Below are 25,877 nucleotides of genomic sequence, written 5' to 3' on the forward strand. Positions count from 1 at the left end.
TCCATCATTTCGACGTCGAAACGAACAACGGGGGACGACCCCTGGAGGACGACATGAACTCACCACTCACCGCGTGGTACGACGCGCTCGCCGCCGGCGACCTGACCGCCGCCGCCCAGCACCTGACCGAGGACACGGTGCTGCACGTGCCCGGCCGCAGCTCCAACACCGGCACCTACACCGGCCGCGACGCCGTCGTCGGCTTCGTCGCGCACGCCGCCGAGGTGACCGGCGGGACGCTGGACCTCACGGTCCACCGCGTCCTGGACGACGGCGAGTGGGGCGTGGCCCTGTGCACGTACACCGCCACCCGGCCCGACCGCGAGCGGTCGCTGGAGAACAACCTGGCCCACGTGGCCCGGCTCCGGGACGGCCGGATCGCCGAGTCGTGGCTGCACAGCCGCGACCAGTACGCCGTCGACGAGTTCTGGGGCGAGCCGGCGCGGCATGAGGTGGCGTCGTGAGCCGGGACGTGCAGCGCGTGCGGCTGACCGCGCCCGCCACCGAGGTCGCGGCCCTGGTGCTCGACTGGTCGCGGGACGGCGAGTGGCGCCCCACGGTGGTCCGGATGGACGTGGACCCGCCGGGGCGCGCCAAGGTCGGGCAGCGGATCACCGAGGAGCTGCGGACCGGCGGCCGCACGTACGTGACCCCGACGACGATCACGGAGGCCGGCGAGCTGACGGCGTCCTTCGCCGGCGGCGCCGGCGCCCTCGTGGTCGAGGGGCGGCGCACCGTCGTCCCGGAGCCGGACGGCGGGTGCACCGTCGTCCTGGAGGTGGAGGTCCGGATGACCGGGCTGCGCGCGCTGCTGAACCCGGTGCTCTCCGGGATGAACCGGCAGCGGCTGGCCGGCGAGGCCGCCGCCCTGGCTCAGGCCGCGAGCTCCACCGCACGCTCGGCGGAACCGACCAGCCGGGCGTAGCGCCCGCGGCGGGCCACGAGCTCGTCGTGCGCGCCCTGCTCCACGACCCGGCCGGCGTCCAGGACGGCGATCCGGTCGGCGTCGCGCACCGTCGACAGGCGGTGGGCGATGGTGATCGTCGTCCGCCCGCGGGCCGCCTCGTCGAGCGCGGCCTGCACGGCCCGCTCCGTCTCGTTGTCCAGGGCGCTGGTCGCCTCGTCGAGGACCAGCACGCGGGGATCGCGCAGCAGCGTGCGGGCGATCGCGAGCCGCTGCTTCTCCCCGCCGGAGAAGCGGTGGCCGCGAGCGCCGACGACGGTGTCGTAGCCGGCCGGCAGGGCGGCGATCACGTCGTGCACCTGGGCGCGGCGGGCCGCGTCCTCCATCTCGGCGTCCGTGGCGTCCGGGCGCGCGTGCCGCAGGTTCTCGCGGATCGTGCCGTGCAGCAGGTAGGTCTCCTGCGAGACGACGCCGACGACCCGCGCGAGGTCGGCCAGCGCCATGTCGCGGACGTCGACGCCGTCGATCAGCACCCGTCCGGTGGTCGGGTCGGCCAGCCGCGCGACCAGCGAGGCGAGCGTGGTCTTGCCCGAGCCGGTCTCGCCGACCAGCGCGAGCGTGGTCCCCGCCGGCACCGTCAGGTCGACGTCGGCGAGCGCGGGGCGGACGCCGTCGGGATAGGTGAAGCCCACGCGCTCGAAGCGGACCGCGCCGCGCACGGCCGCCGGGTCGACGGTGACGGGGTCGGCCGGGTCGTCGATCTCGACCGGCAGGTCGAGGTACTCGAACACCCGGCTGAACAGCGCCATCGACGCCGTCAGCGAGACCCCGATGTCGAGCAGCTGCATCAGCGGGCGGAACAGCGCGCCCTGGAGCGTGGTGAACGCGACCAGGGTGCCGATGGTCATGCCGCCGGACGTCGCGGGCAGGCCCGCGGCGAGGTAGATCAGCGCCGGGATGCCGGCGAAGACGACGCTCATGGTCGCCATGCGCCAGCGGCCGGCCAGCTGCGAGCGCACCTCGAGGGCGACCAGGTCGTCGGAGGTGGTCGCGAACCGCTGGGACTGCGCGGGCCCGGCGCCGAGGGTCTTGCCCAGGAGCACCCCGCTGATCGAGAGCCCCTCCTCGACCTGCGAGTGCATGTCCGCGAGCGAGCGCTGCCGCTGCGCGGTGATCGACCGGCGCATGCGGGCGACCCGGCGGGTCAGCCAGATCGCCGGGGGCAGCACGACCAGCGAGAGCAGCGACAGCCGCCAGCTCAGGGCCGCCATGGCGACGGCCGTGCCGATCACCGTGGTCGCGTTCGAGGCGAACGACGTCGCGGTCGAGGTGACCACCGACTGCATGCCGCCGATGTCGTTGGTCAGGCGCGACTGCACCTCGCCGCCCTTGGTGCGCGTGAAGAAGCCGAGGGACTGGCGCTGCAGGTGCGTGAAGACCGCCGTTCGGAGGCCGTGCATGACCCGCTGGCCGACGGTGGTCGACAGCCAGGTCTGGACGACGCCGAAGACGGCGGTGACCACGGTGACGGCGAGCATGCCGCCGACGGCCCACAGCAGCAGGGGGACGTCCTGCCGCGGGATCGCCTCGTCGATGACGAGGCGGATGAGGAACGGGGTGGCCAGCGCGACCAGCGACGACGCCACGATCAGCGCCACCACCACCGCCAGCTGCCACCGGAACGGGCGGAAGAGACCGGCGACGCGGCTCCACCGCACGGGGGAGCGCTCGAGCTGCGCCATGTCGGCCGGGTCGGGCCGCCGGCCGCTGCGTCCGCTGCCCTTCGTCATCTCGTCGATGCCGACCACCTCCTGGGATCAGATGCTGAGGTTACCTCACGGTGTGGTAACCGCACGACGGGCGGTACCATTCCGCCGTGGCCGAGGAGGGGACGGGCGAGCTCGGCGAGCTGCTCATGCGCGTCTTCCGCGCGCAGCGCCGCCGCTGGCGCGAGGCGCTCGCCCCGTGGGACCTCTCCCCCCACCAGGCCCGAGCGCTGAAGGTCGTGTCCGAACGGGACGGCGTCCGACTGTCCGACCTCGCCGAGGCGCTGCGGATCGCCCCACGCTCGGCGACCGAGGTGGCCGACGGGCTGCAGGACCGCGGGCTGGTCGAGCGGACGCCCGACCCGGGTGACCGGCGGGCCGTGATCCTGCGGCCCACGGACGAGGGCCGGCGGGTTCGCCGGGAGATCGACGCCGCCCGGGCGGCCGACTCCTCGGAGCTCTTCGCCCGCCTCTCCCCCGGCGACCGCGACGCCCTCGCCCGGATCCTGCGCACCCTCGCCGATTGAGGACAGGTTCGGGCACGTCCCAGCGCTAGCGTGACCGCCGTGCGGACGGTGACCAGGCGCCAGGTGCTCGGGTTGCGCGTGCGGGCGCAGCAGCTCGGCCGGAGTTCCGGCTCACCGGCCGACACCGCCGTCCTCGACATCGGCGTCCAGGACACCGGCCCGGACGGCGCCCGGTGGGCGCTGGCGGTGCGGGGCGTGGAGGCGCCGGCCGAGGCGGAGCTGGCGACCGTCTGGACCATCCGGGGCGCGCCGCACGTCTACCGGCGGGCCGACCTCCCCGGCGTGGCGGCGGCCACCGCCCCCTTCTCCGACGCGGACGCCGGCAAGCGGATCTTCGACGCGAGCCGGCCGCTCAAGGCCGCCGGGATCCCGAACCTGACCGCGCTCGACACCGTCGCCGGTGCGATGCGTTCGATCGTCACCGCGCCCATGGTCAAGGGCGAGATGTCCACGCGGCTGACCGCGGTCCTCGACGAGCCCTACCTCCGCTTCTGCGTCCCCTGCGACGCGACGCACACCTACGAGCAGCCGTTCCGGCTGTCCGCCCTGCGCGCCGGCCTCGAGCTCGAGCCCGGCACCTCACCGCCGGTCCTCCGGCCGATCCCGGGGTTCGCACCGGCGACCGAGGTGCCGGAGCACCTGGACGTCGTCCGGGCCTACCTGCGCCTGCTCGGCCCGGCCACGCCGAAGCTCGTCGCCGAGTACCTGGACGCCACGGTGAAGGACGTGCAGGCGCGCTGGCCGGGGGACGCGGTCGAGGTGGACGTCGACGGCGAGCGCCGCTGGCTCCTGGAGCAGGACGTCGACCTGCTGGGCGACCCGCCGCGGGGAACGCTCCTGCTGGCCCCGTTCGACCTGCACCTGCAGGCGCGGGACCGGGCGCTGCTGGTGCCGGACACCGCTCGCGCCAAGGACCTCTGGCGGACCCTCGGCCGGCCCGGCGGCGTGCTGGTCGACGGCGAGATCGCCGGCACCTGGCGCGCCCGCAAGAGCGGCTCGTCGGTCGGCGTCGAGGTGGGCCTCTGGGCGGGCGCCGGTGCGGCCGTCCGCCGCGGCATCGCCGAGCAGGCCGAGCGGCTCGCCGCCTTCCGGGGCCTGTCGCTGAAGGACGTGGACTTCCTGGAGTGAGCGTTCCGCCGGTGCGACGATGCGGCCGTGACCGAGCCCGTGCGCCCCGAGGACCTGCGCGTCTCCGACGGTGAGCGCCGCGCCGTCCAGGAGCGGCTGCACCACGCGGTCGAGCTGGGCCAGCTCGACATCCACGAGTTCGACGCCCGCGTGCAGTCGGTCTGGGCGGCGAAGACCCGCGGTGAGCTGGTCCGCACCACCGCGGACCTGCCCGAGCCTCCTCCCCCGCCGACGCCCGCCCCCTCGTGGGAGGCGTTCGCCCAGGACGACGCCGGGACCGCGATGCGGGTCCTGACGATCATCTGGGCCTGCATCCTGGCCGCGACCGTCAGCATCTGGGGCGCCACGTCCCTGGCCGTCGGCGAGTTCGTGCACCCGTGGTTCCTGTACGTCGTCGGCCCACCGGGGGCGGTCCTCGCCGTCCTCTACGCCTTCGGCATCGGACGACGGACCGGGTGAGCCGCACCCTCGCCGCCTCGCTCGCCGTGGTGCTGCTCCTGGCGACGTTCGGCAGCTTCGCCGCCGGCTTCGGCACGATGACCGCCTGCACGAACACCTACAGCTGTACGTCGACCGGGTGCGCGCCGTGCGCCACGGCCGAGGCCTGGCTGACGGGCGGCTGGATCGGGCAGGGCGTCCTGTTGCTCACCGGGCTGGTGCTCGTCGTGCTGCGCCGCCGCCGGGCCCGCCTCGTGCGTCTCGGGGCGATCCTGCTCGGCCCGCTGAGCCTCGGGTTGTTCGCCGCCACCACCGCCCTGGCCGTCGCCAGTTACTGAGGCGCGACGCTTCCCGCGCCGGTATCTCACCGCTAAGGTTTCTGCCATGAGCGAGCGCCGGGTCCGCATCGGCATCGACACCGGCGGGACGTTCACCGACGTCGTCGCGGTGGACGAGGAGACCGGCCGGACGACGACCACCAAGACGCCGTCCACCCCCGCCGACCCGGCGGAGGGCTTCCTCAACGGCGTCCGCAAGGTCCTCGCGCTGATGGACCTCGACGGCAGCGCGGTCACCGCGGTCAGCCACGGGACCACCGTCGCCACGAACCAGCTGCTCGAGGGCAAGCTGGACCGGATCGGGTTCGTCACCACCGAGGGCTACGAGTCGGTCCTCGAGATCGCCCGGCAGTCGGTGCCCGACGGCTACGGCAACAGCTACTTCTGGGTCAAGCCGCCCCGCATCGTCCCGGCCGACCTGGTGCGCACCGTGCGCGGGCGGCTGGACCACACCGGCGCCGAGGTCCGCCCGTTCGACGAGGACGACGCCCGCGCGGCGGCCCGCTTCTTCCGCGACGCCGGCATCACCACGATCGGCGTCTGCTTCCTGCACGCGTACGCGGACGACGCCCACGAGCGGCGCATGCTCGAGGTGATCCGCGAGGAACACCCCGGCGCCGTCGTGAGCATCAGCTCCGAGGTGCTGCGCGAGTACCGCGAGTACGAGCGCTCGGTGACCACCCTCGTCGACGCGGCCGTGAAGCCCAAGGTCGGCGCCTACGTCACCAACATCCGCACCCGGCTCGACGAGATCGCCCCCGGCGTGCCGTTCTACGTGATGAAGAGCAACGGCGGCGTGCTGAGCGCCGGCGAGGTCGTGCACCAGCCGATCACCACGATGCTGTCCGGTCCCGCGGCCGGCGCCCTGGGCGCCGCGCTCATCGCCGGCACCGCCGGGTTCGACCGGGTGCTCACCTGCGACGGCGGCGGCACCTCCACCGACGTCACGGTCGTCATCGACGGCGAGCCCGCGCTCACCACCGAGGGCTCGGTCGGCGACTACCCGTCGAAGATCCCGATGATCGACGTCGTCACCGTGGGCGCCGGCGGCGGCTCCATCGCCTGGCTGTCGCCCGAGGGCACCCTCAAGGTCGGCCCCAAGTCGGCCGGCGCGGACCCCGGTCCCATCTGCTACCCGGACGGCGGCGACCAGCCCACGGTCACCGACGCCCACGTCGTCCTCGGCCGGATCCCCCCGCACCTGCTGGGCGGCGAGATCCCCCTGTCGGTCGACGCCGCCCGCGAGGGTCTGAAGCAGCTGGGCGCCAAGCTCGACATGGACCTCGAGCGGACGGCGACCGGCATCCTCGAGATCTCCGCGTGGAACCAGGCCAACGCGCTGCGGCAGGTCACGGTGGCCAAGGGCCTCGACGTCCGCGACTTCACGCTCACCACGTTCGGCGGCTCGGGCTCGTTGCTCGCCTGCCGGCTCATGGACATCCTCAACCTCCCCCGCACGCTCGTGCCGCCGAACCCGGGCAACGTCAGCGCGTTCGGCTTGCTCACCGTCGACGTCCGCAACGACTACGTGCAGACCGTGGTCTCCAAGCACCTCGACCTGGACCTCGACCGGGTGCGGTCGGTCTTCGCCGACCTCGAGGCGCAGGCGCAGACCGCCCTGGACGGCGAGGGCTTCGGCCGCGACCAGCAGCGCATGCAGCGGACGGCGGACCTGCGCTACGTGGGCCAGGCGTTCGAGGTGCGCGTCCCGGTGGCGGACGGCGAGCTGGACCGGGCGGCGGCAGAGGACGTCGCGCAGGCCTTCCACGCCGCGCACCGGCAGCTCTACGGCTACGACTTCGCGACCGACCCGCGCCAGGCCGTCGAGTGGGTGAACCTGCGGGTGAGCGGGATCGGGCCCATCCGCCGTCCCGACCTCGTGGAGCTGCCCGCCGGCGAGGGGGGGACGGACCGGGCCGTCACGGGCTCGCGCCGGGTCTTCTTCGACGACTGGGTGGACACCCCGACCTACAACCGGCCCGACCTCGCCCCCGGCGACGTCGTCAGCGGCCCGGCGATCATCGAGGAGTTCGGCTCGACGGTCCCGGTGCACCCGGGCTTCGCCGCCACCGTCGACACCTACGGCAACCTGCTGCTCACCAAGGAGGACGCCCGATGACCGCCGTTCAGGGCCGAAGTGGCCACTTCAGCCCCTCGAACGGCAAGGTCGACGCCGACCCGGTCCTCGTCGAGATCGTCGCCGGCACCCTGGCCGCGATCGAGAAGGAGGTCGAGACCTCCATCGGCCGGACGTCGCGGTCGCCGATGATCCGCGACGCGCACGACTTCCGCGCCGGCATCCACGACCGGCAGCTGCGCAAGCTCACCGGCCGCTCGTACTCGGCGCTCGTGCACCCCGTCGTGCGCGACTACCCGATCGAGACCATGAACGTCGGCGACGTCTTCTTCCACAACGACGTCTACCTCTCCGAGGGCGGGATCGGCCACCTGCCCGACCTGTGCGTCACCGTGCCGGTGTTCGCCGCGTCCCCGGAGACCGGCGAGCCGGAGGTCGTCGCCTTCATCCAGGCGTTCGGCCACCACGACGACATCGGTGGCGCCGTGCCGGGCTCGATGCCGTCGGCGGCCACCAGCGTGTACGAGGAGGGCCTGATGGTCCCCCCGATCAAGCTGTGGGACCGCGGCGTGCCCAACGAGAGCGCGCTGAAGATCATGACCCGCAACTCGCGGATGCCCGACTCGCTGGCCGCCGACCTCGACGCGGAGTGCTCGGCGTGCCTGGCCGGCGCGCGGCGCCTGGGCGAGCTGTTCGACCGGTACGGCGTGGCCGCGGTCGAGGCGTGCTTCGACGCGATCCTGGCCAGCTCCACCGAGGTCTACCGGCGCGAGATCCTCTCGCAGATCCCCGACGGCACCTACGTCTGGGAGGACTACGCCGAGCACGACGGCGTCGAGGAGCCGCAGCTGCACCGCCAGCGGATCACGCTGACCATGGACTCCTCGAAGGAGACCCCGCTGGTCATCGACTTCACCGGCACTGGCCCGCAGGCGAAGGGCCCGATCAACCACTGCGGCGACTACGCCGACGGCAACTTCCTGAAGAAGTGGCTGGCGCCGATCCTCCGCAACCTGGCGGAGACGCCGGAGCGGATGGCCCAGCTCGACGTGAACGAGGGCGTCGTCCCGTTGATCGAGATGCGCTTCCCCGAGAAGGGCACGCTGCTCACGCCGATCTTCCCGGCACCCACCAACGCCCGGACCTTCGTCATCCTGCGGCTGCTCGGTGTCCTGGCCGGCGTCCTCGCGAAGGCCACCGGCGGCCGCATGCCCGCCGACCAGGAGACGATCCGCTACACCGGCGTCTACGGCACCGACCTCGACGGCGAGCCGTACCTCATGCGCGAGGTGCTCGGCGGCGGCTCGGGCGGGCGGTACTACGCCGACGGCGAGGACACGATCCACGTCGTCCCGGACTCCCGGAACCTGCCGACCGAGTTCACCGAGTCCCGGTTCCCGTTGCGCGTCGAGCGGCTGGGCCTGGCGGTGGACTCCGGCGGCGCCGGGCGCTACCGCGGCGGCTGCGGCTACGAGAAGCACATCCGGGTGCTGCGCGACGCCCACTTCATGTCGATCGCCGACCGCTCGATCCTCGCCTGCTGGGGCGTGAAGGGCGGCAAGGCCGGCAAGCCGTTCCAGATCACCGTCGACCCGGGCGGCCCGGACGAGCACGACGTCGACGCCCTCGCCGACGCCGAGCCGCTGAAGGCGGGCACGGTGGTCCGCATCCGGACGACGGGCGGTGGCGGCTGGGGCGACCCGCTGGACCGGCCGGTCGACGAGGTCCTGCGCGACATCGCCTGGCGCAAGGTGTCGGTCGCGGGCGCCCGTGAGGACTACGGCGTGGTCGTCCTCGACGACGGGACCGCCGACGAGGCGGCCACCGAGGCGCTGCGGGCCGAGCTGCGGGCGAACCGGACCGGCGAGGAGCCGTTCTTCGACCGCGGGCCGGGCTACGCCCAGCTCGCCGGTGGGGCAGCCTTCAACGAGTTCGACGTCCTCTGAGGGTTGCTCCGGGCACGCTCGTGCTCTGAGTCCCCCTGGGGACTCGGAGCACGAGCGTCCGGACTAGGTGACCGGATCGGTGCTGCCCGGGGTCGGCTTGGCCTGGTCGCCCTCCCCGCCGTCCTGGTCGCCCTCGGCGCCCTTGACGGATTCCGGAGCCGTCGGCGTCTCCTCGAGCACGTTCTCCCGGGCCTGGTCGCGGTCGGTGCCTGGTACCTCGGTCATGTCGGCCTCCTCGTCGGCAGGCCCGGCACTACCCGCGCCCGACCGCGCCGATCCCCCGCTTCGCCACGGGCGAACACGGCAGTCGCGGCGCTCAGGCGGCTCGGAGGGTGCGCAGGGCGCCGGTGAGGCGCTCGATCTCGCCCAGCATCGCCTTGGCGCCCACCTCGAGCTCGGCGTTGGGCACGAACTCGTCGTCCTCGTCGAGGAACTGGGCGAAGAACGGGATCGACACGGCCTCGACCACCGGCACCACGCGCAGCGCGGCGAGGACCGGCTTGAGGGCGGACGCGGCGCGCAGGCCGGCCGAGACACCGCCGTAGGAGACGATGCCGGCCGCCTTGTCGGCCCACTCCACGGACAGGAAGTCGAGAGCGTTCTTCAGCGAGCCCGGCAGCGAGTGGTTGTACTCGGGGGTGACGAAGACGAAGGCGTCCGCGCGGGCGACCGTCGCGGCCCAGTCGCGGGTGTGCTGGTGCGTGTACTGCTGCAGCCGCGGGTGGTTCGGCTCGTCGAACACCGGCAGGCCCACCTCGGCCAGGTCCACCAGCTCGACGTCGAAGCCGCCGTGCGCCTCGGCCTGGCGCTGGATCCACCGCGCGACGGCGAGGCCCTTGCGGCCGGGACGGGTGCTGGCGGCGATCACCTGCAGGACGGGTCGCGACATGCCGTGCTCCTCCGGTTGGTCGTTGCAACGTTCGTCAGCGCGCGATGCCCGCATTCGTCCCGGCGTCCGGGTGAGCGTGCTCACGCGTGGCGCGGGAAACTGGTCGGGTGACCGAGCCACGCGAGGACGACGAGCACGAGAACAACCTGCACCCCGGCCAGCACGACCACGGGGGTCACGGCGGCATGGCCACCCGCGAGCAGGAGGCGCGAGAGGAGGACGGCGACCAGCAGCCCGGCTGACCGCTAGGGCGAGAGTTCCCGCAGCACCTCGGCGGTGCGCGGATCGGCGGGCAGGAACGCCTCGATGCTGAGCTCCGCCGCCGTGAGGTCGACCGCGGTGCCGAACGTGGTCACCGTGCTCAGGAAGCTGAGGACGTCGTCGCCGGCCCGGATGCGGAGCGGGACGGCGATGCCGTCCGGCGGCGTGCGGTCGGTGCCCCCGGGCAGCGCGGCCAGCTCGCGGTGCAGCGCCCGCAGCTGCGGGTCGCCGGTGAGCTGCGCCTCCCGGTCCAGCCGGTGCAGCACGTGCCTGCGCCACTGCGGCAGGTTGAGGATCCGGGGCGCGAGCCCGTCCGGGTGCAGGCTGAGCCGCAGCACGTTGGCCGGCGGTACCAGCAGCTCCTCGGCGACGCCGTCGGTGAGCAGCGCGACGCTGCGGTTGCCCGCCACCAGCTGCCAGGACCTGTCCACGACGACCGCCGGGTAGGGCTCGTAGGCCGCCAGCACCAGGTCGATGGCGCGGCGGACGGCCGCCATGTCCGGGTCGTCGAGCGCCCGCCGCCCGTAGACCGGGGCGAACCCGGCGGCCAGCAGCAGCTCGTTCCGCTCCCGCAGCGGCACCTCCAGCTGCTCGGCGAGGTGCAGCACCATCTCGCGGCTGGGGCTGGCCCGGCCGGTCTCGACGAAGCTGAGGTGGCGCGTGGAGACGCCGGCGTCGCCGGCCAGGTCGAGCTGGCTGAGCCGCCGTCGCAGCCGCCAGTCGCGCAGCAGCTCGCCCACCGCGGGGCGCGTCCGGACCGAGGTCACGCCGGGGACGCTAGCGACGGCCGGCCGCTCTGTCGCTTACCCGCCAGGTAATCGACCGGCGTCCGGCCCGGCGCCACGGTAGGGCCATGACCACCTCCACCGCCGCGCCGCACGCGGTCTCCCCCTCCACCCGATCCGGCTCCCTGCTCCGGCTGGCGCTCCGCCTCGACGCGGTCGTCACCGGCGCCAACGGCCTCGCCTACCTCACCGCGGCACCGCTCCTGGACGACCTGCTGGGTCTGCCCGGGGGCCTGCTCCGCGGCGTCGGCGCCTTCCTGCTCGTCTACGCCGTCGCCGTGTGGCTGGTCGGGGCCGGCCCGCGGATCAACCCGGCAGCCGTCGAGGCGGTCGTCGCCGCCAACGTGCTGTGGGCGATCGGCAGCGTCGTCGCCGTCGTCACCGGCTTCGGCTCCCCCACCACCGTCGGTGCCGTCTGGCTCGCGCTGCAGGCAGCCGTCGTCGCCGGCTTCGCCGTCCTCCAGATCACCGGCCTCCGCCGCCACCACTGAGAGAGGAACCCACATGACCGCCACCCCCGACCTCGCCGACCGCTACATCGCCGCCTGGAACGAGACCGAACCCGCCGCCCGCACGGCAGCGATGGCCGGCCTGTTCGCCGACGACGTCCGGTACACCGACCCGCTCGTGGTGGCCGAGGGCCGCGACGCCCTCCACGCCACCATCGGCGCGGTGCACCAGCAGTTCCCGGGCTTCGTCTTCCGCCTCGCCGGTCCGGTCGACGCCCACCACGACCAGCTCCGCTTCAGCTGGGAGCTGGGCCCGGAGGGGCAGGAGGCGCCCGTCGCCGGCTCCGACGTCGCCGTCGTGGACGGCAGCGGACGGATCCGGACGGTCCTGGGCTTCCTGGACCGCGTGCCCGCCGCCGCCTGAGCGGGCGATCAGCAGGTGGACGAGCCCGCCGGGGCCGTCCGGAACTCCAGCCGCACACCGGGACCGCGGGGGATCAGCACCGCGGTCCCGGTGTCGCGGGTCCAGGTCGCGGCCACCAGCAGGTAGTGGTTGCCGGCCTGGCGCACCAGCCGCAGCCCGTCGTAGCGGAACCGGTAGGCGGCGTCGGGATCCGCGCAGCGCACCTCGGTCACGCCGTCCGCGGTCAGGCTCAGGCTCTGCTCGCTGTAGAGGACGGCGGCCGGTTGCGCGGGCAGGGCGCGCTGGAGCTGGAGCGCCCGGCCCGTGCCCACGCCGAAGGCGTACGTGCCGACCGCCCAGTAGAGGCCGACGCTCACCAGCAGGAACGCCGCGCCCCACTCGGCCAGCTCGGCCTGCTCCGACCGGGGACGCGGGTGGTCGGAGGAGAGCCTGACCAGCCGCAGGACGTAGACCAGCAGGAGCACGCCGACCGCCAGCGCCAGCCCGGCCGCCTCGGACTCGCCCCAGAACAGCCGCACCGAGGTCAGCAGGTCGAGCAGGGCCAGCCCCAGCAGGACGGCGCCGGTCACCGCCGCGGCGGGCACCAGCGCCCGGAACAGGCGCTGGTAGGTGCCCGCGCGCACCCGGCCGAGCACCAGGCGGTGCAGCCAGAGGAGCACGAGCGCGAGGACGCACGCGCCGGCCAGCGGGACGAAGAGCCCGTCGGCCCCGACGATCAGGAAGTCGGTGGTCGTGAGGTCGAGGACGGTGAAGTTCACGCCGAAGTGCCGGAAGTAGCCGGCCGCGTGCAGCCTGCCGAACTGGAACAGCAGGGCGGTGAGCAGCGTCGCCGGCGCGACGATCTCGCCGGCGATCCGCACCAGCCGCGGCAGCGCCTCGCCGGCGCCCAGACCGTCGTCGTCCGGTGCGACGGCCGGGGCGGAGGACGGGGACGCCTCCGCCGCGGGCCCGGCCGCCGGCGGCGGGCCGTCGGTCGAGGGCGCCGTCCGGTCCTCGGTGGCGGTCATCCGTCCGAGTCGTCCTCGGTCGTCCCGTCGGTGTCCGTCGACTCCTCCGTCTCCGTGGACTCCTCCGTCTCCGTGGTCTCCGTCGACTCCTCGGTCTCCGTCGACCCCTCGGTCTCGGTCGACCCCTCGGACTCCGTCGACTCCTCTGACTCCTCCGAACCCTCCGGCGGGCAGGCGATGAACACGGTGACCGTCGTCCCGCGCTGGATGAACTGGTCGGACGCCGGGGCCCCCTCCGGTCGTGCCGGCGGGTCGTAGGCGAAGTCGGCGACCTCGCAGAGGCCGACGTCATCGGACTCGTACCACTGCTCGACCAGCGTGCACCGGCCGCCGCTGCAGTACGCGTAGCCGACCGGGAGGAACTCATCGGCCGGCTGACCGATCTGCTCGAACGCCTCGACGTCGAACGGGTTGCCCGGCCGGCCTCCCCCGCCGTCGACAGGATCGGGCCCGCCGGCGCGGCCACCGCCGTCGTCGTCGGAGCTGCCGTCGTCGGGGGTCTCGTCCTGCGGCTCGACGCCGGCGGAGGCGGCCCCGCCCTCCACGGCGGTCTCCTCGACACCGGGGCCGCCCCCCGCGCAGGCGGCGAGCGGCAGCGCCAGCGCGAGACCGAGAGCGAATCGGAGAGGGGAGCGGCGGGTCATGGCGACCTCCTGCGGCCGATGGCCGAGAGCCCTCACGGTTCTCGTGACCGGTGGCATGGTCAAGAGAGCGGTGAGCGGCCGCCGGATACGGGCCGGCGGCGATCAGCCAGGTCACCGTGGCCGGCGGGCCCACCGGAGCCGGGGCCGCCGGCGTGGGGGCGCTGCCTCCACCCGGGGAGCCGGAGGTGGCTCGGGTGGTCGGTGCGCGCGCCAGGCCGCCACCAGCACCTCGACGTCGGCCAGGCCGGGCACCGGTGACCACCGGCTCTCCTGCGGCCGCCGCCAGAACACCTCGACCCGGGCGTTGTAGTCCTCGGCGAGCGCCCGCACCTCCGCCTCCGAGGCCAGCCGGGCGACGCGGGTGGGCAGCTCGTCCCGCTCCCGCCGGAGCGCCAGCCCGGGAGGCAGCATCGCGGCGGTGTCGACCCCCTCGCGGCGGGCCTTGGCCACCGCCCAGTCGTAGGCCGTCTCCTCGCGGTCGAGCCCCTGCAGCGGCTTGCCGGCGCCCGGCAGGTCCTCGAAATCGCCCCTCGCCATCGCCTGCGAGATCTGCTGACCCACCCACGTCTCGAAGGACATCCCGGGTGGCTTGCGCTCGGTCATCGCCTCCCATGGTCCCAGCGGTCTGCGAGGCTCGCGGCATGCGGACGACGAGCAGCCGAGAGGTCTACCGGAACCCCTGGACACGGGTGCGCGAGGACGTGGTCGAGCTGCCCGACGGATCGACGGGCGTCTACGGGGTGGTCGAGCGCCCCCACTTCGCGGTCGTGCTCCCCACCGACCGGGACGGCTTCTGGCTGGTCGAGCAGTACCGCCACCCCATCGGCAGGCGGAGCTGGGAGTTCCCGCAGGGCACCTGGACCCCGGGGCAGGACGGGAGCCCGGAGGAGCTCGCCCGCGCGGAGCTCGCCGAGGAGACCGGCTTCCGGGCCGGCCGGATGGACCACCTGGGCAGGCTCGACCTCGCTCCCGGGTTGTCGACGCAGCTGTTCGACGTCTGGCGGGCCGCCGAACTCACGCCGGGGCCCACCGCGCGCGAGGCGTCGGAGGCCGACATGCGCTCGGCGTTCGTCCCGGAGCGCGAGCTGCGGGCGATGGTGGCCGACGGCAGGTTCACCGACAGCCCTTCCCTGGCCGCTTACAGCCTGTTGCTGCTCTCCGGGTGATCGACGAGGTCAGGGCCGTGTCGGCCGGAGAACGTCTCGACGGCGGTCACGGTCGGTCATCGGCACGCGGAGCGCCGGTCCCGTTCGGGTGATGCCGTCGTCCCCCGCCGTGCACTGGCGCCGGGCGGCCGGGAGGCTGACCGGGTGCCGTTGTCCGCCCCCGGCCTGCCGGGCCTCCCGCCCGAGCTCTCGGGGCCGGTCGCGGTGGAGCTGGCCAAGCCCGTGCGCGAGATCCCGCCGCCGCACGCGCTGCCCGGCGGGTGCCTGTACGAACCCAAGTGGGACGGCTACCGGCTAGTCGTCGTCCGGAGCGCCGCCTCGACCCGCGTGTGGTCGAAGCAGGGCCGCGACCTGACCGACCGCTTCCCCGACGTCGTCGCCGCCGCGCGGGCGCAGGTGCCGCCCGGCACGGTGCTCGACGGCGAGGTCGTCGTCTGGAACGGCTCGCGGCTGGACTTCGGACTGCTCCAGCAGCGGATCGTAACCTCCCCCGGCCGGATCGCCGCCCTGGCCGCCGCGCACCCCGCCTCCTACGTCGCTTTCGACGTGCTCGCCTCCGGCGGCACAGACCTGCGGACGACGAAGCTGACCCGCCGGCGGGCGGTGCTCGAGGACCTCGCCGCGCGGTGGGCGCCCCCGATGCAGCTCTCCCCCGTCACCGCCGACCTCGACGAGGCCCGCGCCTGGTTCACCGACTACCGCCCGGCCGGGGTCGAGGGCCTGGTCGCCAAGGGCGCCGGCACCCGCTACGCCCCCGGCCGGCGGGAGTGGCTCAAGGTCAAGTCGTGGGAGACGACGGAGGTGCTGGCCGGCGGTGTCATCGGACCCATCGGCGCCCCGAGCCAGCTCGTCGCCGGGCGCTACCGGGACGGCGAACTGGTGGTGGTCGGCCGCACCAGCCCGCTCAACCCCCGCCAGTCCGCGGAGCTGGCTGCCGTCCTCTCTCCACCGGAGGGCCAGCACCCCTGGCCCGACCGCATCGGGACCGGCCGCTTCGGGGGTGGGCGCCTGTCGGTGGCGCTCACCCGGGTCGACCCGACGGTTGTCGTCGAGGTCAGCGCGGACGCCGCCCTGCAGGCCGGCGTCTTCCGGCACCCGCTGCGCTTCGTCCGCGTGCGCTCCGATCTCCGCCCCGAGGACCTGCCGCCCATCTCCTGACGGCGCATCCCCCTCCGGGGTGAGTTGATCAAGCTCGTCGCCGCACGTGTCGATGGGACGGCGTGAGCGTTTCCGCAGCCCCGACCGCCCGTGCCGCCTGGCAGCACGCGGCGCTGGCGGTGCTGCTCGTCGCCCTCACCGTCACGTTCGTCCCGCTGGGACCCTGGCGCCCGGCGGCCGAGGTCGTCCTGTTCGCGCTCGGCCTGGCCGGGGTCCGGGTGGCCCTCCACCGGCACCGGACGCCGCTGGTCGTCGCCTGGCGGGGCCTCGGCCTGGGCCTGGCCTTCTTCGCCCTGAGCTGCCTCGCCGAGGTCCTCGAGCTCGCCGGGATCGCCGAGGGCCCCGCCGGGGTCGTCGAGTCGGGCTTCGACATCGCGGCGTACGCGGCCATGGTGGTCGGCGCCCTGGGCGTCGTGCGCCGGGGGCGGCGCCGCCGCGACCGGGCCGCCTGGATCGACACCGCGACCCTGCTGCTCGCCGCCGGCCTGGCGCTGCTGGCGGTGACCGGCGACCGGCACTCGATGTCCGCCGACGTCGTCGAGCTGGGCATCGGCACCCCGCTGCTGACCGCCGTCATGCTGATCGTCTGCGTCCCGCTCGCCATGTCCCGCGGCGGCCGCTCGGTCACCACGATGGCCCTGTTCGCCGCCGCCGTCCTGACCGTCGTCGGCTACGGCGGCCGCATGTTCGTGGGCACCCTCCGGGAGTCCCCGCTCATCGACCCGCTGCCCCTGCTCGCGGTCGCCGCCCTCGTGCTCGCCGCCCGGCACCCTGCCGTGGCCGCCATGGGACGCCGTCCCGAGTCGGACCAGGACGCCGCGTCGAACCGGGTGCTCGGCCTCGGCGCCGCCCTGCTGATCAGCCCGGCGCTGCTGATCCTGTGGACGATCGGCCACGGCGGGACCGGCTACGTGCTCGGGGCCGGCAGCGCCCTGCTCACCGGCATGGCGCTGTGGCGGCTGACCGCGCTCAACCGCGACCGTGAGCGCACCCGCGCCGCCCTGGCCGCCAGCGAGGCGCGGCTGCAGCTGCTCCTGGAGAACGCCGCCGACGTCATCACGATCGTCGACGCGTCCGGCTCCATCGCCTACATCAGCCCGGCCGTGCAGTCGCTGCTGGGCCGGCCGCCGGCCTACTACCTGGGCCGCAACGCCATCGACCTGGCCGACCCCCGCGACCAGCCGCGGCTGCGGGCCGCGGTCGCCGAGGCCGGCAGCGCCGGCGACATCGAGTCCGGCGTGGTGGACACCGACATCCGCGTCCAGCACGCCTCCGGCGGCACCCGCTGGGTGGAGATGCGGATCAGCGGCCGGGTGGACGCGATCGGCATCGAGGGCTGGGTGGTGAACTTCCGCGAGGTCACCGACCGCAAGCTGTTCGAGGACGAGCTGCGCCGCCAGGCCCAGACCGACCCGCTGACCGGCCTGCTCAACCGGGCCGCGTTCTCCGACCGGCTCGCCACGGCCACCGCGGCGATCGACGCCGCGGCGCCGCCGGCGGTGCTGTTCGTCGACGTCGACGACTTCAAGGCCGTCAACGACAGCCTCGGCCACGCGGCCGGTGACGAGCTGCTGCTCGCCGTGGCGGCGCGGCTGACCGCCGACGTCCGGGCCGAGGACGTCGTGGCCCGGCTCGGGGGCGACGAGTTCGCGGTGCTGCTGACCGAGGCCGACGGCGAGCGCCTGCGCGACGTCGCCGACCGCCTGCTGGCGGCCCTGCGCGCGCCCATGTCCATCGCGGGCACCACCGTGTCGGTCACCGCCAGCATCGGCGGGGCGCTCGGAGCACCCGGCGACACCGCCGAAACGCTGCTGCACGCCGCCGACACCGCGATGTACCGCGCCAAGCGCTCGGGCAAGGACTCCCGCAGCCTGCTGGACGCCCTCACCCGCTGAGCCCGGTCGGGCGGCCGTCCACGCCCGGATACGTCTGCGCGCGGCAATCCGCGCGCCGATTCCCGCTCGGATGCGCACGGGAGCGGCATTCCCGACCTAGGGCTCCTGCGGCACCCGCCCCCGGGCGACCAGCAGCCGGCGGAGGAGAGCGGCCAGCTGCTCGCGGTCGCCCTCCGACAGCCCGTCCAGCAGCTCCCGCTCGGTCTCCAGGTGGTCGGGCAGCGCGGCGTCCAGGGCGGCGCGTCCCGCGGCCGTCAGGGTCACCACCACCGCCCGGCCGTCGGCCTCGCTGCGCTCGCGGGTGATCAGGCCCTTCTCCTCGAGCCGGTCCAGCCGCTGGGTGATGGCGCCGGAGGTGACGAGCGCGGTCCGCATCAGCGCGGTCGGCGTGAGCTGGTACGGCTCGCCCGCCCGCCGGAGCGCTGCCAGGACGTCGAAGGACGGCGCGTCCAGGCCGTAGCGCGCGAACGTCGTCCGCTGGGCGAGGAAGACCTCGCGCTGGAGCTGGGTGATCCGCCCGATGATGCCCATCGGCGAGCAGTCGAGGTCCGGCCGCTCCCGTGCCCACTGGGCGAGGATCAGGTCGACGGCGTCCCGCATGTCGCTCACCGTAGTTCTCCGGCTGCGCTCGGCAGCTCCACCGCGGCGAGGTGGTCGGCGAACGTCCGGGCCGGCCGTCCGAGCAGCGCCTCGAGCACGCGCGGGCTGCCGGTGAAGCCGTGCGCCCGGTAGTGGTCGAACATCAGCCGGGCGCAGTGGGCGGCGTAGTCGTCGGCCGGTGGCACCGGTCCGTCCGGGACGGCGTCGACCGCGGCCACCTCCCTGCCCAGCCAGGTGCCGAGCAGCTCGGCGATGCGGGGCGCGGTCAGCGGGTCGGGCCCGACGGCCTCGAACGTGCCGCCGTCCAGGCCGTCCTCGGTCAGCAGCACCGCCGCGGCCTCGGCCACGTCGCGCAGGTCGACCAGTGACTGCGCCTGCGCCAGCCCCCACGGGCTGCGGAAGGTCCCCGTCGCCGCGACGCCGGCCAGCTGCCCGTCGAGGTTGTCGGCGTAGGCGCACGGCTGGAGCACCCGCCAGCGCAGCCCGCTCGTGTCCAGCGCCTCTTCCACCCGGTCCTTGGCCGCGTGGTGCGGCATCGCGCGCGCCTGCGGACGGAGGACGGAGTGGTAGACGACGCGCCCGACGCCGGCCCGGCGGGCCGCGGCGAGCAGTGCGGTCGCGCCGGCGGTCTCGCCCCGGTCGAAGTTGGGCCAGATCAGGTAGAGCGCCTCGGCCCCGGCCAGCAGCGGCTCGACCGCGGCTGGATCGGTGAGATCGGTGGCGACGACGTCGGCACTCAGCGCGGTGAGCTCCGGGTGCTCCTGGCTGCCACCGACGAGGGCCCGGACCCGGCGCCCCCGCGACCACAGCGCCCGGACGACGGCCGAGCCGGTGGCGCCGCCGGCCGCCGTCACCACGATCACCCAGGTACCTCAGCAGTGAGGAATCTGCGCGTCAAGCAGCGACGCGTGGGCTCAGCGGAGGCGGGTGCTGAGCCGGACGCTCAGGCCGTCCGGGCCCGGGATGACGTCGACGTGGTCCCAGAGCTTGCGGGCCAGCCAGAGGCCCATGCCCCCACGGGACAGGTCGGAACCGTGCGCGGGCACGAAACCGCTCAGCTGGTCGCCGTAGGACGTGCCCCGGTCGGAGATGACGCACACGATGCGGTCGCTGCCCGCCCACACCCGGGCGGACACCGGGCGGGTGCCGTGCCGGAAGGCGTTCGCCGCGATCTCGCTCACCGCCAGGTGCAGGTCCTCCTGCTGCTCGCGGTCGGGCACGAGCTCGGCGATCGTCGCCCCCAGCTGGTGCCGGAGACCGGCGAGGGTGCGGGCGTCGTCGACCGCGAACACGGGCTCGCCGTCCTCGACCGGCTCCCGCGGCAGGGGCAGCGACGGCACGTAGGAGCCAGGGTCTTGGAAGTCCGGGTTGCGCTCGTACCGCCCGTCGGCGTGGAGGAGCGTGGGATGCGTCGCCCTCACGCTCTCCACCACGGACGGGTCGAGCCGACGGCGGTCGTACACGCAGACGATGTCCATCGGCTCGGCGCCCAGCAGCCGGTTCGTCACCGCGTCGAAGCGCTGACCCTCGCGCCAGTCCGCGGGGTCGGGACCGAAGTCGACCTCGGAGAGCACGCGCAGGCGACCGGAACTCGACGTCCTGGCGCGCTCCATGAACCTGGCGCACGCCGTCAGCGCGTCGGGCGCCCGCGATCCGAGCAGGTTCAACCGCGGCTCGGACTCGACCTCGGCGGCCCGGGCGCCCAGCTCGCGGGACAACAGCGCCACGGTGTCGGGGGGACAGGCGAGGGCGACCAGGTCGCCGGCGCGCAGCCCTTCGTCGAGGAAGGGCAGCGCCACACCGAGGAGCTCCGACTCTGTGGCGACGAGGGCACCGCAGTGGCCGTGGCTCACCGCCGGGGTCCCGTCCCCGGCGCGCTGGTTGGGCACGACGGTCGACGAGCACTCCGTCGCAGACCGGTCCACCAGCTCTCCGTGGGGTGTCGAGACCGGGTCGGTGCCGGTCGATGAGCGTTCATTCTGATCCATCGGCGCAACCCGTCCGCATCCGGGGCGCCCCGATCAGATGACGTGCGGTTCGCCGACGCGACCGGCGCAGGACGCCGTGCCGAGCCACGCGTGCGGCGCGCCCTGGTAGCACCAGCCCAGCCGCGGCCGCCGGGCGCTCATCCAGAACGCGGGGACCCGTTGGTCCCCCGCCCGCGAACCGGCGACCGAGAAGCAGCCGCGGCTGCTCAGGACGCCCGGGTCGGACACGAGCAGGGCCAGCCCCTCGGCCACGGTCAGCGGAGACCGCCCGGCGGTGGTGATCCGCGGGAGGACCTCGCCGGGCGGGACGTCGACGGTGTCGGCACCGAGGTCGACGTCGAGCAGCAGGTAGGGGCTCGCCGGGACGCCGAGCTCCGGGAGCGGCCGGAAGGCGGCCAGCTCCTCCGGGGACATCGTGGTGAAGCCCGTCCCGCCGAGGGTGTGCACGGTCTCCAGCACCGGCACGACCGGCACGCCGGGGAAGACGACGACGAACGGGATCCGGCCGACGTCCCCCGTCACCGGGGGCAGCAGGTCGCGCAGCGGCTCGGCGCACGCCCGGAAGCAGGCCTCGGCCAGCTCCATGGCCTCGGGCAGGCCGGTCATCACCAGCGCGTCGACCTGGCGGTCGAACTCGAGCTCCGCCTCGGTGGGGCAGGCGGCGACGGGAAGAGCGCTCATCGCAGGACCTCTCGGGGCGGCCCACCGGACGTCGTCAGCGGGCCGGACGGCGATCGGCGACCACTTCGGCTCCCCCTGGCCGCCGGCCAGCAACACTATCGAGGACCGGCCGATCCGGCCCACCGGCGGCACGGACGTCCTCGTCGTCGAGGGCGCCGCAGTCCAGCCCGCGCAGCACGACCGCCGCGAGCGCCCGCGCCGTCGCCGGCTCGTCGAGCACCCCGCCGTCGCCGCGGTCCAGGTAGGCGGCCAGCCGTCCGGCCGCCGCCGGGAGCGCGGCGCGGAAGAAGGCGTAGGTGGCCGTGTACCGCGTGACCAGCTGCGCCGGGTGCAGGTCCCAGCCCTGGTAGAAGCCGCGCACGAGGGCGCGGCGCACGAGGTGCGCGTGGATCTGCCACGCCTCGTGCACGTGCTCGCGGGAGCCGACCGGCAGCACGTTTGTCGAGCCGTCGACGGCGTGGGCGCCGGTTCCGGCGACGGCCACCTGCATGAGGTGCTTGGCGAAGTCGGCCGCCGGGTGGTTCGCGGCCTGGTACGCCGCGGAGATCCCGAGCGAGGCGCTGTAGTCGTAGGTGCCGTAGTGCAGCCCGACCAGGCGGGGGCCCGCGACGTGCACCATCCGGGCGAGCGGCGCGGTGCCGTCGGGGCCGAGGACCGCCTGCGGGGTCTCGATCTGCAGCTCCAGGTCGAGGGCGACGTCGTGGGCGCCCTCCAGCGCCTCCAGGACGGTGAGGAAGGCCTTCACCTGGTCGACGTCGGTGACCTTCGGGAGCGTGACCACCGCCCGGCCGGGGCCCTGCCCGGCCAGGGTGCCGAGGAAGAGGTCGAGGGACCGGACGCCGCGACGACGCGTCGGCGCCTCCAGCGACTTCGCCCGGATGCCCACCGACGGCGGGGCCGCGCCCGCCTGCACGTCCGCCGCCAGGACCGCCCCGGCGCGCAGCACGTCGTCGTCCTCGTGGTCAGGTCCGCCCCGGTAGCCGTCCTCGGCGTCGACGCGCAGGTCCTCGATCGCCTCGGTGGCCAGCTTGTGCCGCACCCGGGGCAGCACCTGCTCGACCAGCTCCGCGTCCAGGCCCAGGTCGGGCAGGCCGTGCTCGTCGAGCGCCTCGAGTGCCGCGCTCCCCCACGACGCCGCCAGGCCGGGGACGACGGCGTCGGCGGGCACGTAGCAGGTGTGCACCGGCTGCCGCTGCGGCCACTCGCCCGGGTAGCGGGCCAGCCGCAGCGCGTCGCCCGGCGTGAGCAGCCGGTCCAGCTGGGCGTACAGGTCCTCGGGCAGGGCGCCACTCACTGTTCGACTCCGGGCTCGTTCCGCTCCTCGGTCGCCGGCGCTCCCTGCGATGCTCGCTCGCCCGCCGTTCTCACGGTTCACTCCACGAGCCCGTAGGCGGGCAGGGTCAGGAAGTCGGGGAACTCGTCGGCGAGCGCCACCTGCTCGAACAGCCGCCGGGCGTCGTCCAGCCGGTCCAGCTCGCCGATCCCGGCCACCTCCTCGTCGATGACCCGGCGGACCAACTCCCCTGTGACCGTCTCGCCGGTGTCGAGCTGGACGCCGGCGTTGATCCACTGCCACACCTGCGAACGGCTGATCTCGGCGGTGGCGGCGTCCTCCATCAGGCCGTGGATGCCCACGGCGCCGTTGCCGGCCAGCCACGCCGCCAGGTAGCGGATCGCCACCTCCACGTTGGCCCGCAGGCCGGCCATCGTCCGCTCGCCGGGCACGCCCGCCACGTCGAGCAGCTGCTCGGGAGCCACGCGGACGTCGTCCCGGAGCCGGTCGAGCTGGTTGGGCCGCTCCCCCAGGACGCCGTCGAAGACCTCCCGGCAGACGCCGACCAGGTCCGGGTGCGCGACCCACGAGCCGTCGAACCCGTCGCCGGCCTCGCGGGTCTTGTCCTCGCGGACCTTGGCCAGCGCCCGCTCGTTCGCCTCGGCGTCACGCCGGCTGGGGATGGCCGCCGCCATGCCGCCGATCGCCAGGGCCCCGCGGCGGTGGCAGACGGCGACCAGCTGCTCGGTGTAGGCCCGCATCATCGGCGCGGTCATCGTGACCGCGCCGCGGTCGGGCAGGACGAACTCGGGGCCGGCGTCGCGGAAGACCTTGATGACGCTGAACAGGTAGTCCCAGCGGCCGGCGTTGAGCGCGGCGGCGTGGGGGCCGAGCTCGTGCAGCATCTCCTCCATCTCGAACGCGGCCGGGATGGTCTCGATGAGCATGGTCGCCCGGATGGAACCGGCGGGGAGGCCGAGCACCTGCTCGGCGTGGTCGAAGACCAGCTTCCAGAGCGCGGCCTCGAGGTGGCCCTCCATCTTCGGCAGGTAGAAGTACGGCCCGCTGCCGCGGTCGAGCTGCTCCCGCGCGTTGTGGAACAGGTAGAGGCCGGCGTCGACCAGGGCGCCGACCGACGGCTGCCCGTCCACCAGCAGGTGCCGCTCGGGCAGGTGCCAGCCCCGCGGGCGCGGCACGATCGTGGGCAGCTCGCCGTCGTCCCGCAGGCGGTACTCGCGCCCCTCGGGGCTGGTGAAGGAGAGCGTGCGGCGGACGGCGTCCTTCAGCACGACCTGCCCGCCGACGACGTTGCGCCAGTGCGGGGTGTTGGCGTCCTCGAGGTCGGCCAGCCAGACGTTCGCGCCGCAGTTCAGCGCGTTGATCGCCATCTTCGGCTCGGTGGGGCCGGTGATCTCGACCCGGCGGTCGACGAGGCCGGGCGGGGGCGGGGGCACCTGCCAGTCGCCCTCGCGGATCGCCGCCGTCTCGGGGCGGAAGTCGATCCGCCGGGCAGCGGCGATCTCGGCCCGGCGGGTGGCGCGGGCGGCGAGCAGCGCGTCGCGCTGGGTGCCGAACCGGGACTGCAGATCCGCGACGAAGTGCAGCGCCTCGGGGGTCAGGATCTCCTCGCCCCGCTCGACCGGCGGGCCCTCCACGCGCACGTCCACCACTCGCCGCACCTTCCCTCGACCGGCCGAGCTGGCATCCTCTCACCGTGGCGAGCCTCGACGAGTTCAACGACGAGCCGGCGGACCAGGCGGTCCAGTCCCTCCGGGCCTGCAACGCGGCGCCGCGGTTCGCGGCCGAGGTGGCCGCCGGACGGCCGTACCGGGACGTCGAGACGCTGGTGGCGCGGGCCGAGGAGGTCGCCCGGGCGCTGCCCTGGGACGACGTGGCCATCGCCCTGGCCGCGCACCCGCGGATCGGCGACCGGGTCGAGGGCTCGTCGGCGGAGGCGCAGTCCTCGCGGCGGGAGCAGAGCTCCGTGTCCGGCGCTGACGACGCGACCCGGCAGGCGCTGCTGGACGGCAACCGCCGGTACGAGGAGCGCTTCGGCCACGTCTTCCTGATCCGCGCCTCCGGACGGTCGCCCGAGGAGATGCTGGCCGAGCTCGAGCGGCGGCTGGGCAACGACGAGGACGCCGAGCGCGCCGAGGTGACCGAGCAGCTGGCACAGATCACCGCGCTCCGCGTGAAGGCGCTGGTCTCGTGAGCGTCTCGACGCACGTGCTCGACGCGGTGCTGGGGCGGCCGGCCGCGGGGATCGCCGTCCGGCTGTACGCCGACCAGGAGCTGATCGCCGAAGGCGTCACCGATCACGACGGCCGCTGCCGGCTGACCGAGGACGCGACGGCGCTGGGCACGCACCGGCTGGTCTTCGCCACCGGCCAGTGGTTCGCCGAGCAGGACCGCGAGGCGTTCTGGCCCGAGGTGGTGCTGACGTTCTCCGTCGCCGAGCCGGCCGAGCACCACCACGTGCCGCTGCTGCTCTCCCCGTTCGCGTACTCCACCTACCGCGGCTCGTAAGAAAGGACCCCTCTGCCCCCCACGCCTCGCACGCTCGGCGCGGGACCCTGCAGAGGGGCCGCTTGGCAACATCCGTGACATCTGCGCAGGGGAGGGTGCCCGCATGGCGATCGTGCTCGGACCGAACCAGTACGGGAAGGCGGAGGTCCGCGTCGTCGCGGTCGACCGCAGCGAGCCGCGGCACACCTTCTGGGACCTGAACGTCAGCTCCAGCCTGCGCGGCGACTTCACCGCCGCGCACACCGCGGGCGACAACGCGCACGTCCTCACCACGGACGCGCAGAAGAACACGGTCTTCGCGTTCGCCCGCGACGGCGTGGGGACGCCCGAGGAGTTCGGCCTGCGGCTGGCCCGGCACTTCGCCGGCTCCTACGACTGGATCACCGGCGCACGCGTGGCCGTGGAGTCCTACGGCTGGGACCGGATCGCCGTCGGCGGCGCGGAGCACGACCACGCGTTCCGCAAGGCGGGCGCCGAGGTCCGCACCGCCGTCGTCACCGTCGACGGCGACGACGCCCACGTGCTCGCCGGGCTGAGCGACCTCGTCGTCCTCAAGACGACCGGTTCGGAGTTCTGGGGCTTCCCGCGCGACCGGTACACGACCCTCGCCGAGACGACGGACCGGATCCTGGCCACCGCCGTGACCGCCCGCTGGCGCTACACGGGATCGGACGTCGACTTCGACGCGTGCTTCGCCGGCGTCCGGACCACGCTGCTCGAGACGTTCGCGTCCACGCACTCGCTCGCGCTCCAGCAGTCGCTGTACGCGATGGGCGAGGCGGTGCTGGAGCAGTTCCCGGACGTCGCCGAGATCCGGATGTCGATGCCCAACAAGCACCACTTCCTGCAGGACCTCTCCGCCTACGGGCTGGAGAACACCCCCGAGGGCGGCGCGGTCGTCTACCACGCCGACGACCGCCCCTACGGGCTCATCGAGGGCACGGTGCTGCGCGACGACGCCCCGCCCGCCGGCGTCGCCTGGCAGGGAACCGCCGGCTTCTGCTGAG

The 25,877-nt window shown here is 74.3% G+C and carries 30 protein-coding genes; 17 read left to right on the plus strand and 13 right to left on the minus strand.

Annotated features, from left to right (window positions below):
* The first annotated feature begins 53 nt into the window (after positions 1–53).
* Both ACI78T_RS07380 and ACI78T_RS07385 read left to right on the plus strand, forming a co-directional pair.
* Complete coding sequence (locus ACI78T_RS07380; protein ID WP_456557439.1) at positions 54–464, plus strand: nuclear transport factor 2 family protein; 411 nt, start codon at positions 54–56, stop codon at positions 462–464.
* Positions 461–925, plus strand: coding sequence for an SRPBCC family protein (locus ACI78T_RS07385; protein WP_456557440.1), 465 nt, complete (start codon positions 461–463; stop codon positions 923–925). The genes ACI78T_RS07380 and ACI78T_RS07385 overlap by 4 nt, the downstream gene beginning before the upstream one ends.
* On the opposite strand, the gene ACI78T_RS07390 is transcribed toward ACI78T_RS07385, so the two are convergent.
* Entirely contained in the window at positions 874–2,712 is a 1,839-nt protein-coding gene (locus tag ACI78T_RS07390; RefSeq protein WP_456557441.1) for an ABC transporter ATP-binding protein, read from the minus strand. The two genes, ACI78T_RS07385 and ACI78T_RS07390, sit on opposite strands and share 52 nt — an antisense overlap.
* A 68-nt stretch (positions 2,713–2,780) precedes the next feature.
* Here ACI78T_RS07390 and ACI78T_RS07395 point away from each other — a divergent pair, with 68 nt between their 5' ends.
* Genes ACI78T_RS07395 through ACI78T_RS07420 form a run of 6 tightly spaced genes read left to right on the plus strand, consistent with a single transcriptional unit; the run spans position 2,781 to position 9,124 of the window.
* Positions 2,781–3,197 carry a MarR family winged helix-turn-helix transcriptional regulator gene (locus tag ACI78T_RS07395; RefSeq protein ID WP_456557442.1) on the plus strand — a complete coding sequence of 139 codons (417 nt, stop codon included), beginning with the start codon at positions 2,781–2,783 and terminating at the stop codon, positions 3,195–3,197.
* A 39-nt stretch (positions 3,198–3,236) separates the two neighbouring features.
* Positions 3,237–4,325: a winged helix DNA-binding domain-containing protein gene (locus tag ACI78T_RS07400; RefSeq protein ID WP_456557443.1), complete on the plus strand. Its 1,089-nt coding sequence runs from the start codon at positions 3,237–3,239 to the stop codon at positions 4,323–4,325.
* A gap of 27 nt (positions 4,326–4,352) precedes the next feature.
* Positions 4,353–4,784 carry a DUF1707 SHOCT-like domain-containing protein gene (locus ACI78T_RS07405; RefSeq protein ID WP_456557444.1) on the plus strand — a complete coding sequence of 144 codons (432 nt, stop codon included), beginning with the start codon at positions 4,353–4,355 and terminating at the stop codon, positions 4,782–4,784.
* A complete protein-coding gene (locus ACI78T_RS07410; RefSeq protein WP_456557445.1) occupies positions 4,781–5,101 on the plus strand; it encodes a hypothetical protein in 321 nt (106 codons plus the stop codon). The genes ACI78T_RS07405 and ACI78T_RS07410 overlap by 4 nt, the downstream gene beginning before the upstream one ends.
* A 46-nt stretch (positions 5,102–5,147) precedes the next feature.
* Positions 5,148–7,220, plus strand: coding sequence for a hydantoinase/oxoprolinase family protein (locus ACI78T_RS07415; protein ID WP_456557446.1), 2,073 nt, complete (start codon positions 5,148–5,150; stop codon positions 7,218–7,220).
* Entirely contained in the window at positions 7,217–9,124 is a 1,908-nt protein-coding gene (locus tag ACI78T_RS07420) for a hydantoinase B/oxoprolinase family protein (RefSeq protein ID WP_456557447.1), read from the plus strand. Before ACI78T_RS07415 ends, ACI78T_RS07420 begins: the two co-directional genes overlap by 4 nt.
* Positions 9,125–9,187: 63 nt before the next feature.
* On the opposite strand, the gene ACI78T_RS07425 is transcribed toward ACI78T_RS07420, so the two are convergent.
* Together ACI78T_RS07425 and ACI78T_RS07430 are read right to left on the minus strand one after the other, a co-directional pair.
* On the minus strand, positions 9,188–9,349 hold the full coding sequence (locus ACI78T_RS07425) for a hypothetical protein (protein WP_456557448.1): 162 nt from the start codon (positions 9,347–9,349) through the stop codon (positions 9,188–9,190).
* A 91-nt stretch (positions 9,350–9,440) separates the two neighbouring features.
* Positions 9,441–10,013, minus strand: coding sequence for an NADPH-dependent FMN reductase (locus ACI78T_RS07430; protein ID WP_456557449.1), 573 nt, complete (start codon positions 10,011–10,013; stop codon positions 9,441–9,443).
* A gap of 107 nt (positions 10,014–10,120) precedes the next feature.
* Between ACI78T_RS07430 and ACI78T_RS07435 the strand changes: the two genes are divergently transcribed.
* A complete protein-coding gene (locus tag ACI78T_RS07435; RefSeq protein ID WP_456557450.1) occupies positions 10,121–10,255 on the plus strand; it encodes a hypothetical protein in 135 nt (44 codons plus the stop codon).
* Between the two features lie 3 nt (positions 10,256–10,258).
* On the opposite strand, the gene ACI78T_RS07440 is transcribed toward ACI78T_RS07435, so the two are convergent.
* Positions 10,259–11,041, minus strand: coding sequence for an MmyB family transcriptional regulator (locus ACI78T_RS07440; protein WP_456557451.1), 783 nt, complete (start codon positions 11,039–11,041; stop codon positions 10,259–10,261).
* Positions 11,042–11,127: 86 nt separating this feature from the next.
* On the opposite strand from ACI78T_RS07440, the gene ACI78T_RS07445 reads away from it, so the two are divergent.
* Both ACI78T_RS07445 and ACI78T_RS07450 read left to right on the plus strand, forming a co-directional pair.
* Positions 11,128–11,550, plus strand: a complete 423-nt coding sequence (locus ACI78T_RS07445) for a hypothetical protein (RefSeq protein WP_456557452.1) — start codon at positions 11,128–11,130, stop codon at positions 11,548–11,550.
* 13 nt (positions 11,551–11,563) lie between these two features.
* Positions 11,564–11,932: a nuclear transport factor 2 family protein gene (locus tag ACI78T_RS07450; RefSeq protein WP_456557453.1), complete on the plus strand. Its 369-nt coding sequence runs from the start codon at positions 11,564–11,566 to the stop codon at positions 11,930–11,932.
* An 8-nt stretch (positions 11,933–11,940) separates the two neighbouring features.
* Here the strand turns inward: ACI78T_RS07450 and ACI78T_RS07455 are convergent, their stop codons facing one another.
* The 3 genes from ACI78T_RS07455 to ACI78T_RS07465 form a co-directional block, all read right to left on the minus strand.
* Entirely contained in the window at positions 11,941–12,939 is a 999-nt protein-coding gene (locus ACI78T_RS07455) for a hypothetical protein (RefSeq protein WP_456557454.1), read from the minus strand.
* Positions 12,936–13,583, minus strand: a complete 648-nt coding sequence (locus ACI78T_RS07460) for a hypothetical protein (protein WP_456557455.1) — start codon at positions 13,581–13,583, stop codon at positions 12,936–12,938. The genes ACI78T_RS07455 and ACI78T_RS07460 overlap by 4 nt, the downstream gene beginning before the upstream one ends.
* A gap of 111 nt (positions 13,584–13,694) precedes the next feature.
* Positions 13,695–14,186 carry a DnaJ family domain-containing protein gene (locus tag ACI78T_RS07465; RefSeq protein ID WP_456557456.1) on the minus strand — a complete coding sequence of 164 codons (492 nt, stop codon included), beginning with the start codon at positions 14,184–14,186 and terminating at the stop codon, positions 13,695–13,697.
* Positions 14,187–14,224: 38 nt separating this feature from the next.
* Between ACI78T_RS07465 and ACI78T_RS07470 the strand changes: the two genes are divergently transcribed.
* The 3 genes from ACI78T_RS07470 (at position 14,225) to ACI78T_RS07480 (ending at position 17,802) form a co-directional block, all read left to right on the plus strand.
* Complete coding sequence (locus tag ACI78T_RS07470) at positions 14,225–14,749, plus strand: NUDIX domain-containing protein (protein WP_456557457.1); 525 nt, start codon at positions 14,225–14,227, stop codon at positions 14,747–14,749.
* A gap of 144 nt (positions 14,750–14,893) precedes the next feature.
* Complete coding sequence (locus tag ACI78T_RS07475; protein ID WP_456557458.1) at positions 14,894–15,907, plus strand: ATP-dependent DNA ligase; 1,014 nt, start codon at positions 14,894–14,896, stop codon at positions 15,905–15,907.
* A gap of 62 nt (positions 15,908–15,969) precedes the next feature.
* Positions 15,970–17,802, plus strand: coding sequence for a diguanylate cyclase domain-containing protein (locus ACI78T_RS07480; protein ID WP_456557459.1), 1,833 nt, complete (start codon positions 15,970–15,972; stop codon positions 17,800–17,802).
* A gap of 96 nt (positions 17,803–17,898) precedes the next feature.
* Here ACI78T_RS07480 and ACI78T_RS07485 read toward each other — a convergent pair whose 3' ends face one another.
* From ACI78T_RS07485 to aceB, 6 genes are all read right to left on the minus strand, one after another.
* Entirely contained in the window at positions 17,899–18,402 is a 504-nt protein-coding gene (locus ACI78T_RS07485) for a MarR family winged helix-turn-helix transcriptional regulator (RefSeq protein WP_456557741.1), read from the minus strand.
* A 5-nt stretch (positions 18,403–18,407) separates the two neighbouring features.
* Entirely contained in the window at positions 18,408–19,265 is an 858-nt protein-coding gene (locus tag ACI78T_RS07490; RefSeq protein WP_456557460.1) for an SDR family oxidoreductase, read from the minus strand.
* A 51-nt stretch (positions 19,266–19,316) separates the two neighbouring features.
* Entirely contained in the window at positions 19,317–20,327 is a 1,011-nt protein-coding gene (locus tag ACI78T_RS07495) for an anti-sigma factor RsbA family regulatory protein (protein ID WP_456557461.1), read from the minus strand.
* Positions 20,328–20,423: 96 nt separating this feature from the next.
* Complete coding sequence (locus tag ACI78T_RS07500) at positions 20,424–21,071, minus strand: DUF5701 family protein (protein ID WP_456557462.1); 648 nt, start codon at positions 21,069–21,071, stop codon at positions 20,424–20,426.
* A gap of 34 nt (positions 21,072–21,105) precedes the next feature.
* Entirely contained in the window at positions 21,106–22,365 is a 1,260-nt protein-coding gene (locus ACI78T_RS07505; RefSeq protein WP_456557463.1) for a DUF6986 family protein, read from the minus strand.
* A 77-nt stretch (positions 22,366–22,442) separates the two neighbouring features.
* Complete coding sequence (gene aceB, locus ACI78T_RS07510; protein WP_456557464.1) at positions 22,443–24,011, minus strand: malate synthase A; 1,569 nt, start codon at positions 24,009–24,011, stop codon at positions 22,443–22,445.
* 47 nt (positions 24,012–24,058) lie between these two features.
* On the opposite strand from aceB, the gene uraD reads away from it, so the two are divergent.
* The 3 genes from uraD (at position 24,059) to pucL (ending at position 25,876) form a co-directional block, all read left to right on the plus strand.
* A complete protein-coding gene (gene uraD / locus ACI78T_RS07515) occupies positions 24,059–24,556 on the plus strand; it encodes a 2-oxo-4-hydroxy-4-carboxy-5-ureidoimidazoline decarboxylase (RefSeq protein ID WP_456557465.1) in 498 nt (165 codons plus the stop codon).
* Positions 24,553–24,870 carry a hydroxyisourate hydrolase gene (uraH, locus tag ACI78T_RS07520; RefSeq protein ID WP_456557466.1) on the plus strand — a complete coding sequence of 106 codons (318 nt, stop codon included), beginning with the start codon at positions 24,553–24,555 and terminating at the stop codon, positions 24,868–24,870. The genes uraD and uraH overlap by 4 nt, the downstream gene beginning before the upstream one ends.
* A gap of 103 nt (positions 24,871–24,973) precedes the next feature.
* Positions 24,974–25,876, plus strand: coding sequence for a factor-independent urate hydroxylase (gene pucL, locus ACI78T_RS07525; protein ID WP_456557467.1), 903 nt, complete (start codon positions 24,974–24,976; stop codon positions 25,874–25,876).
* Position 25,877 lies beyond the last annotated feature (1 nt).

The sequence above is a fragment of the Blastococcus sp. SYSU D00922 genome (assembly GCF_054050495.1).

Coding starts and splice junctions, on each gene's coding strand:
- ACI78T_RS07380 (WP_456557439.1), top strand. CDS start 54: ATGAACTCACCACTCACCGCGTGGTACGACGCGCTCGCCGCCGGCGAC.
- ACI78T_RS07415 (WP_456557446.1), top strand. CDS start 5,148: ATGAGCGAGCGCCGGGTCCGCATCGGCATCGACACCGGCGGGACGTTC.
- ACI78T_RS07420 (WP_456557447.1), top strand. CDS start 7,217: ATGACCGCCGTTCAGGGCCGAAGTGGCCACTTCAGCCCCTCGAACGGC.
- ACI78T_RS07425 (WP_456557448.1), bottom strand. CDS start 9,349: ATGACCGAGGTACCAGGCACCGACCGCGACCAGGCCCGGGAGAACGTG.
- ACI78T_RS07430 (WP_456557449.1), bottom strand. CDS start 10,013: ATGTCGCGACCCGTCCTGCAGGTGATCGCCGCCAGCACCCGTCCCGGC.
- ACI78T_RS07445 (WP_456557452.1), top strand. CDS start 11,128: ATGACCACCTCCACCGCCGCGCCGCACGCGGTCTCCCCCTCCACCCGA.
- ACI78T_RS07450 (WP_456557453.1), top strand. CDS start 11,564: ATGACCGCCACCCCCGACCTCGCCGACCGCTACATCGCCGCCTGGAAC.
- ACI78T_RS07455 (WP_456557454.1), bottom strand. CDS start 12,939: ATGACCGCCACCGAGGACCGGACGGCGCCCTCGACCGACGGCCCGCCG.
- ACI78T_RS07460 (WP_456557455.1), bottom strand. CDS start 13,583: ATGACCCGCCGCTCCCCTCTCCGATTCGCTCTCGGTCTCGCGCTGGCG.
- ACI78T_RS07465 (WP_456557456.1), bottom strand. CDS start 14,186: ATGACCGAGCGCAAGCCACCCGGGATGTCCTTCGAGACGTGGGTGGGT.
- ACI78T_RS07470 (WP_456557457.1), top strand. CDS start 14,225: ATGCGGACGACGAGCAGCCGAGAGGTCTACCGGAACCCCTGGACACGG.
- ACI78T_RS07485 (WP_456557741.1), bottom strand. CDS start 18,402: ATGCGGGACGCCGTCGACCTGATCCTCGCCCAGTGGGCACGGGAGCGG.
- ACI78T_RS07500 (WP_456557462.1), bottom strand. CDS start 21,071: ATGAGCGCTCTTCCCGTCGCCGCCTGCCCCACCGAGGCGGAGCTCGAG.
- pucL (WP_456557467.1), top strand. CDS start 24,974: ATGGCGATCGTGCTCGGACCGAACCAGTACGGGAAGGCGGAGGTCCGC.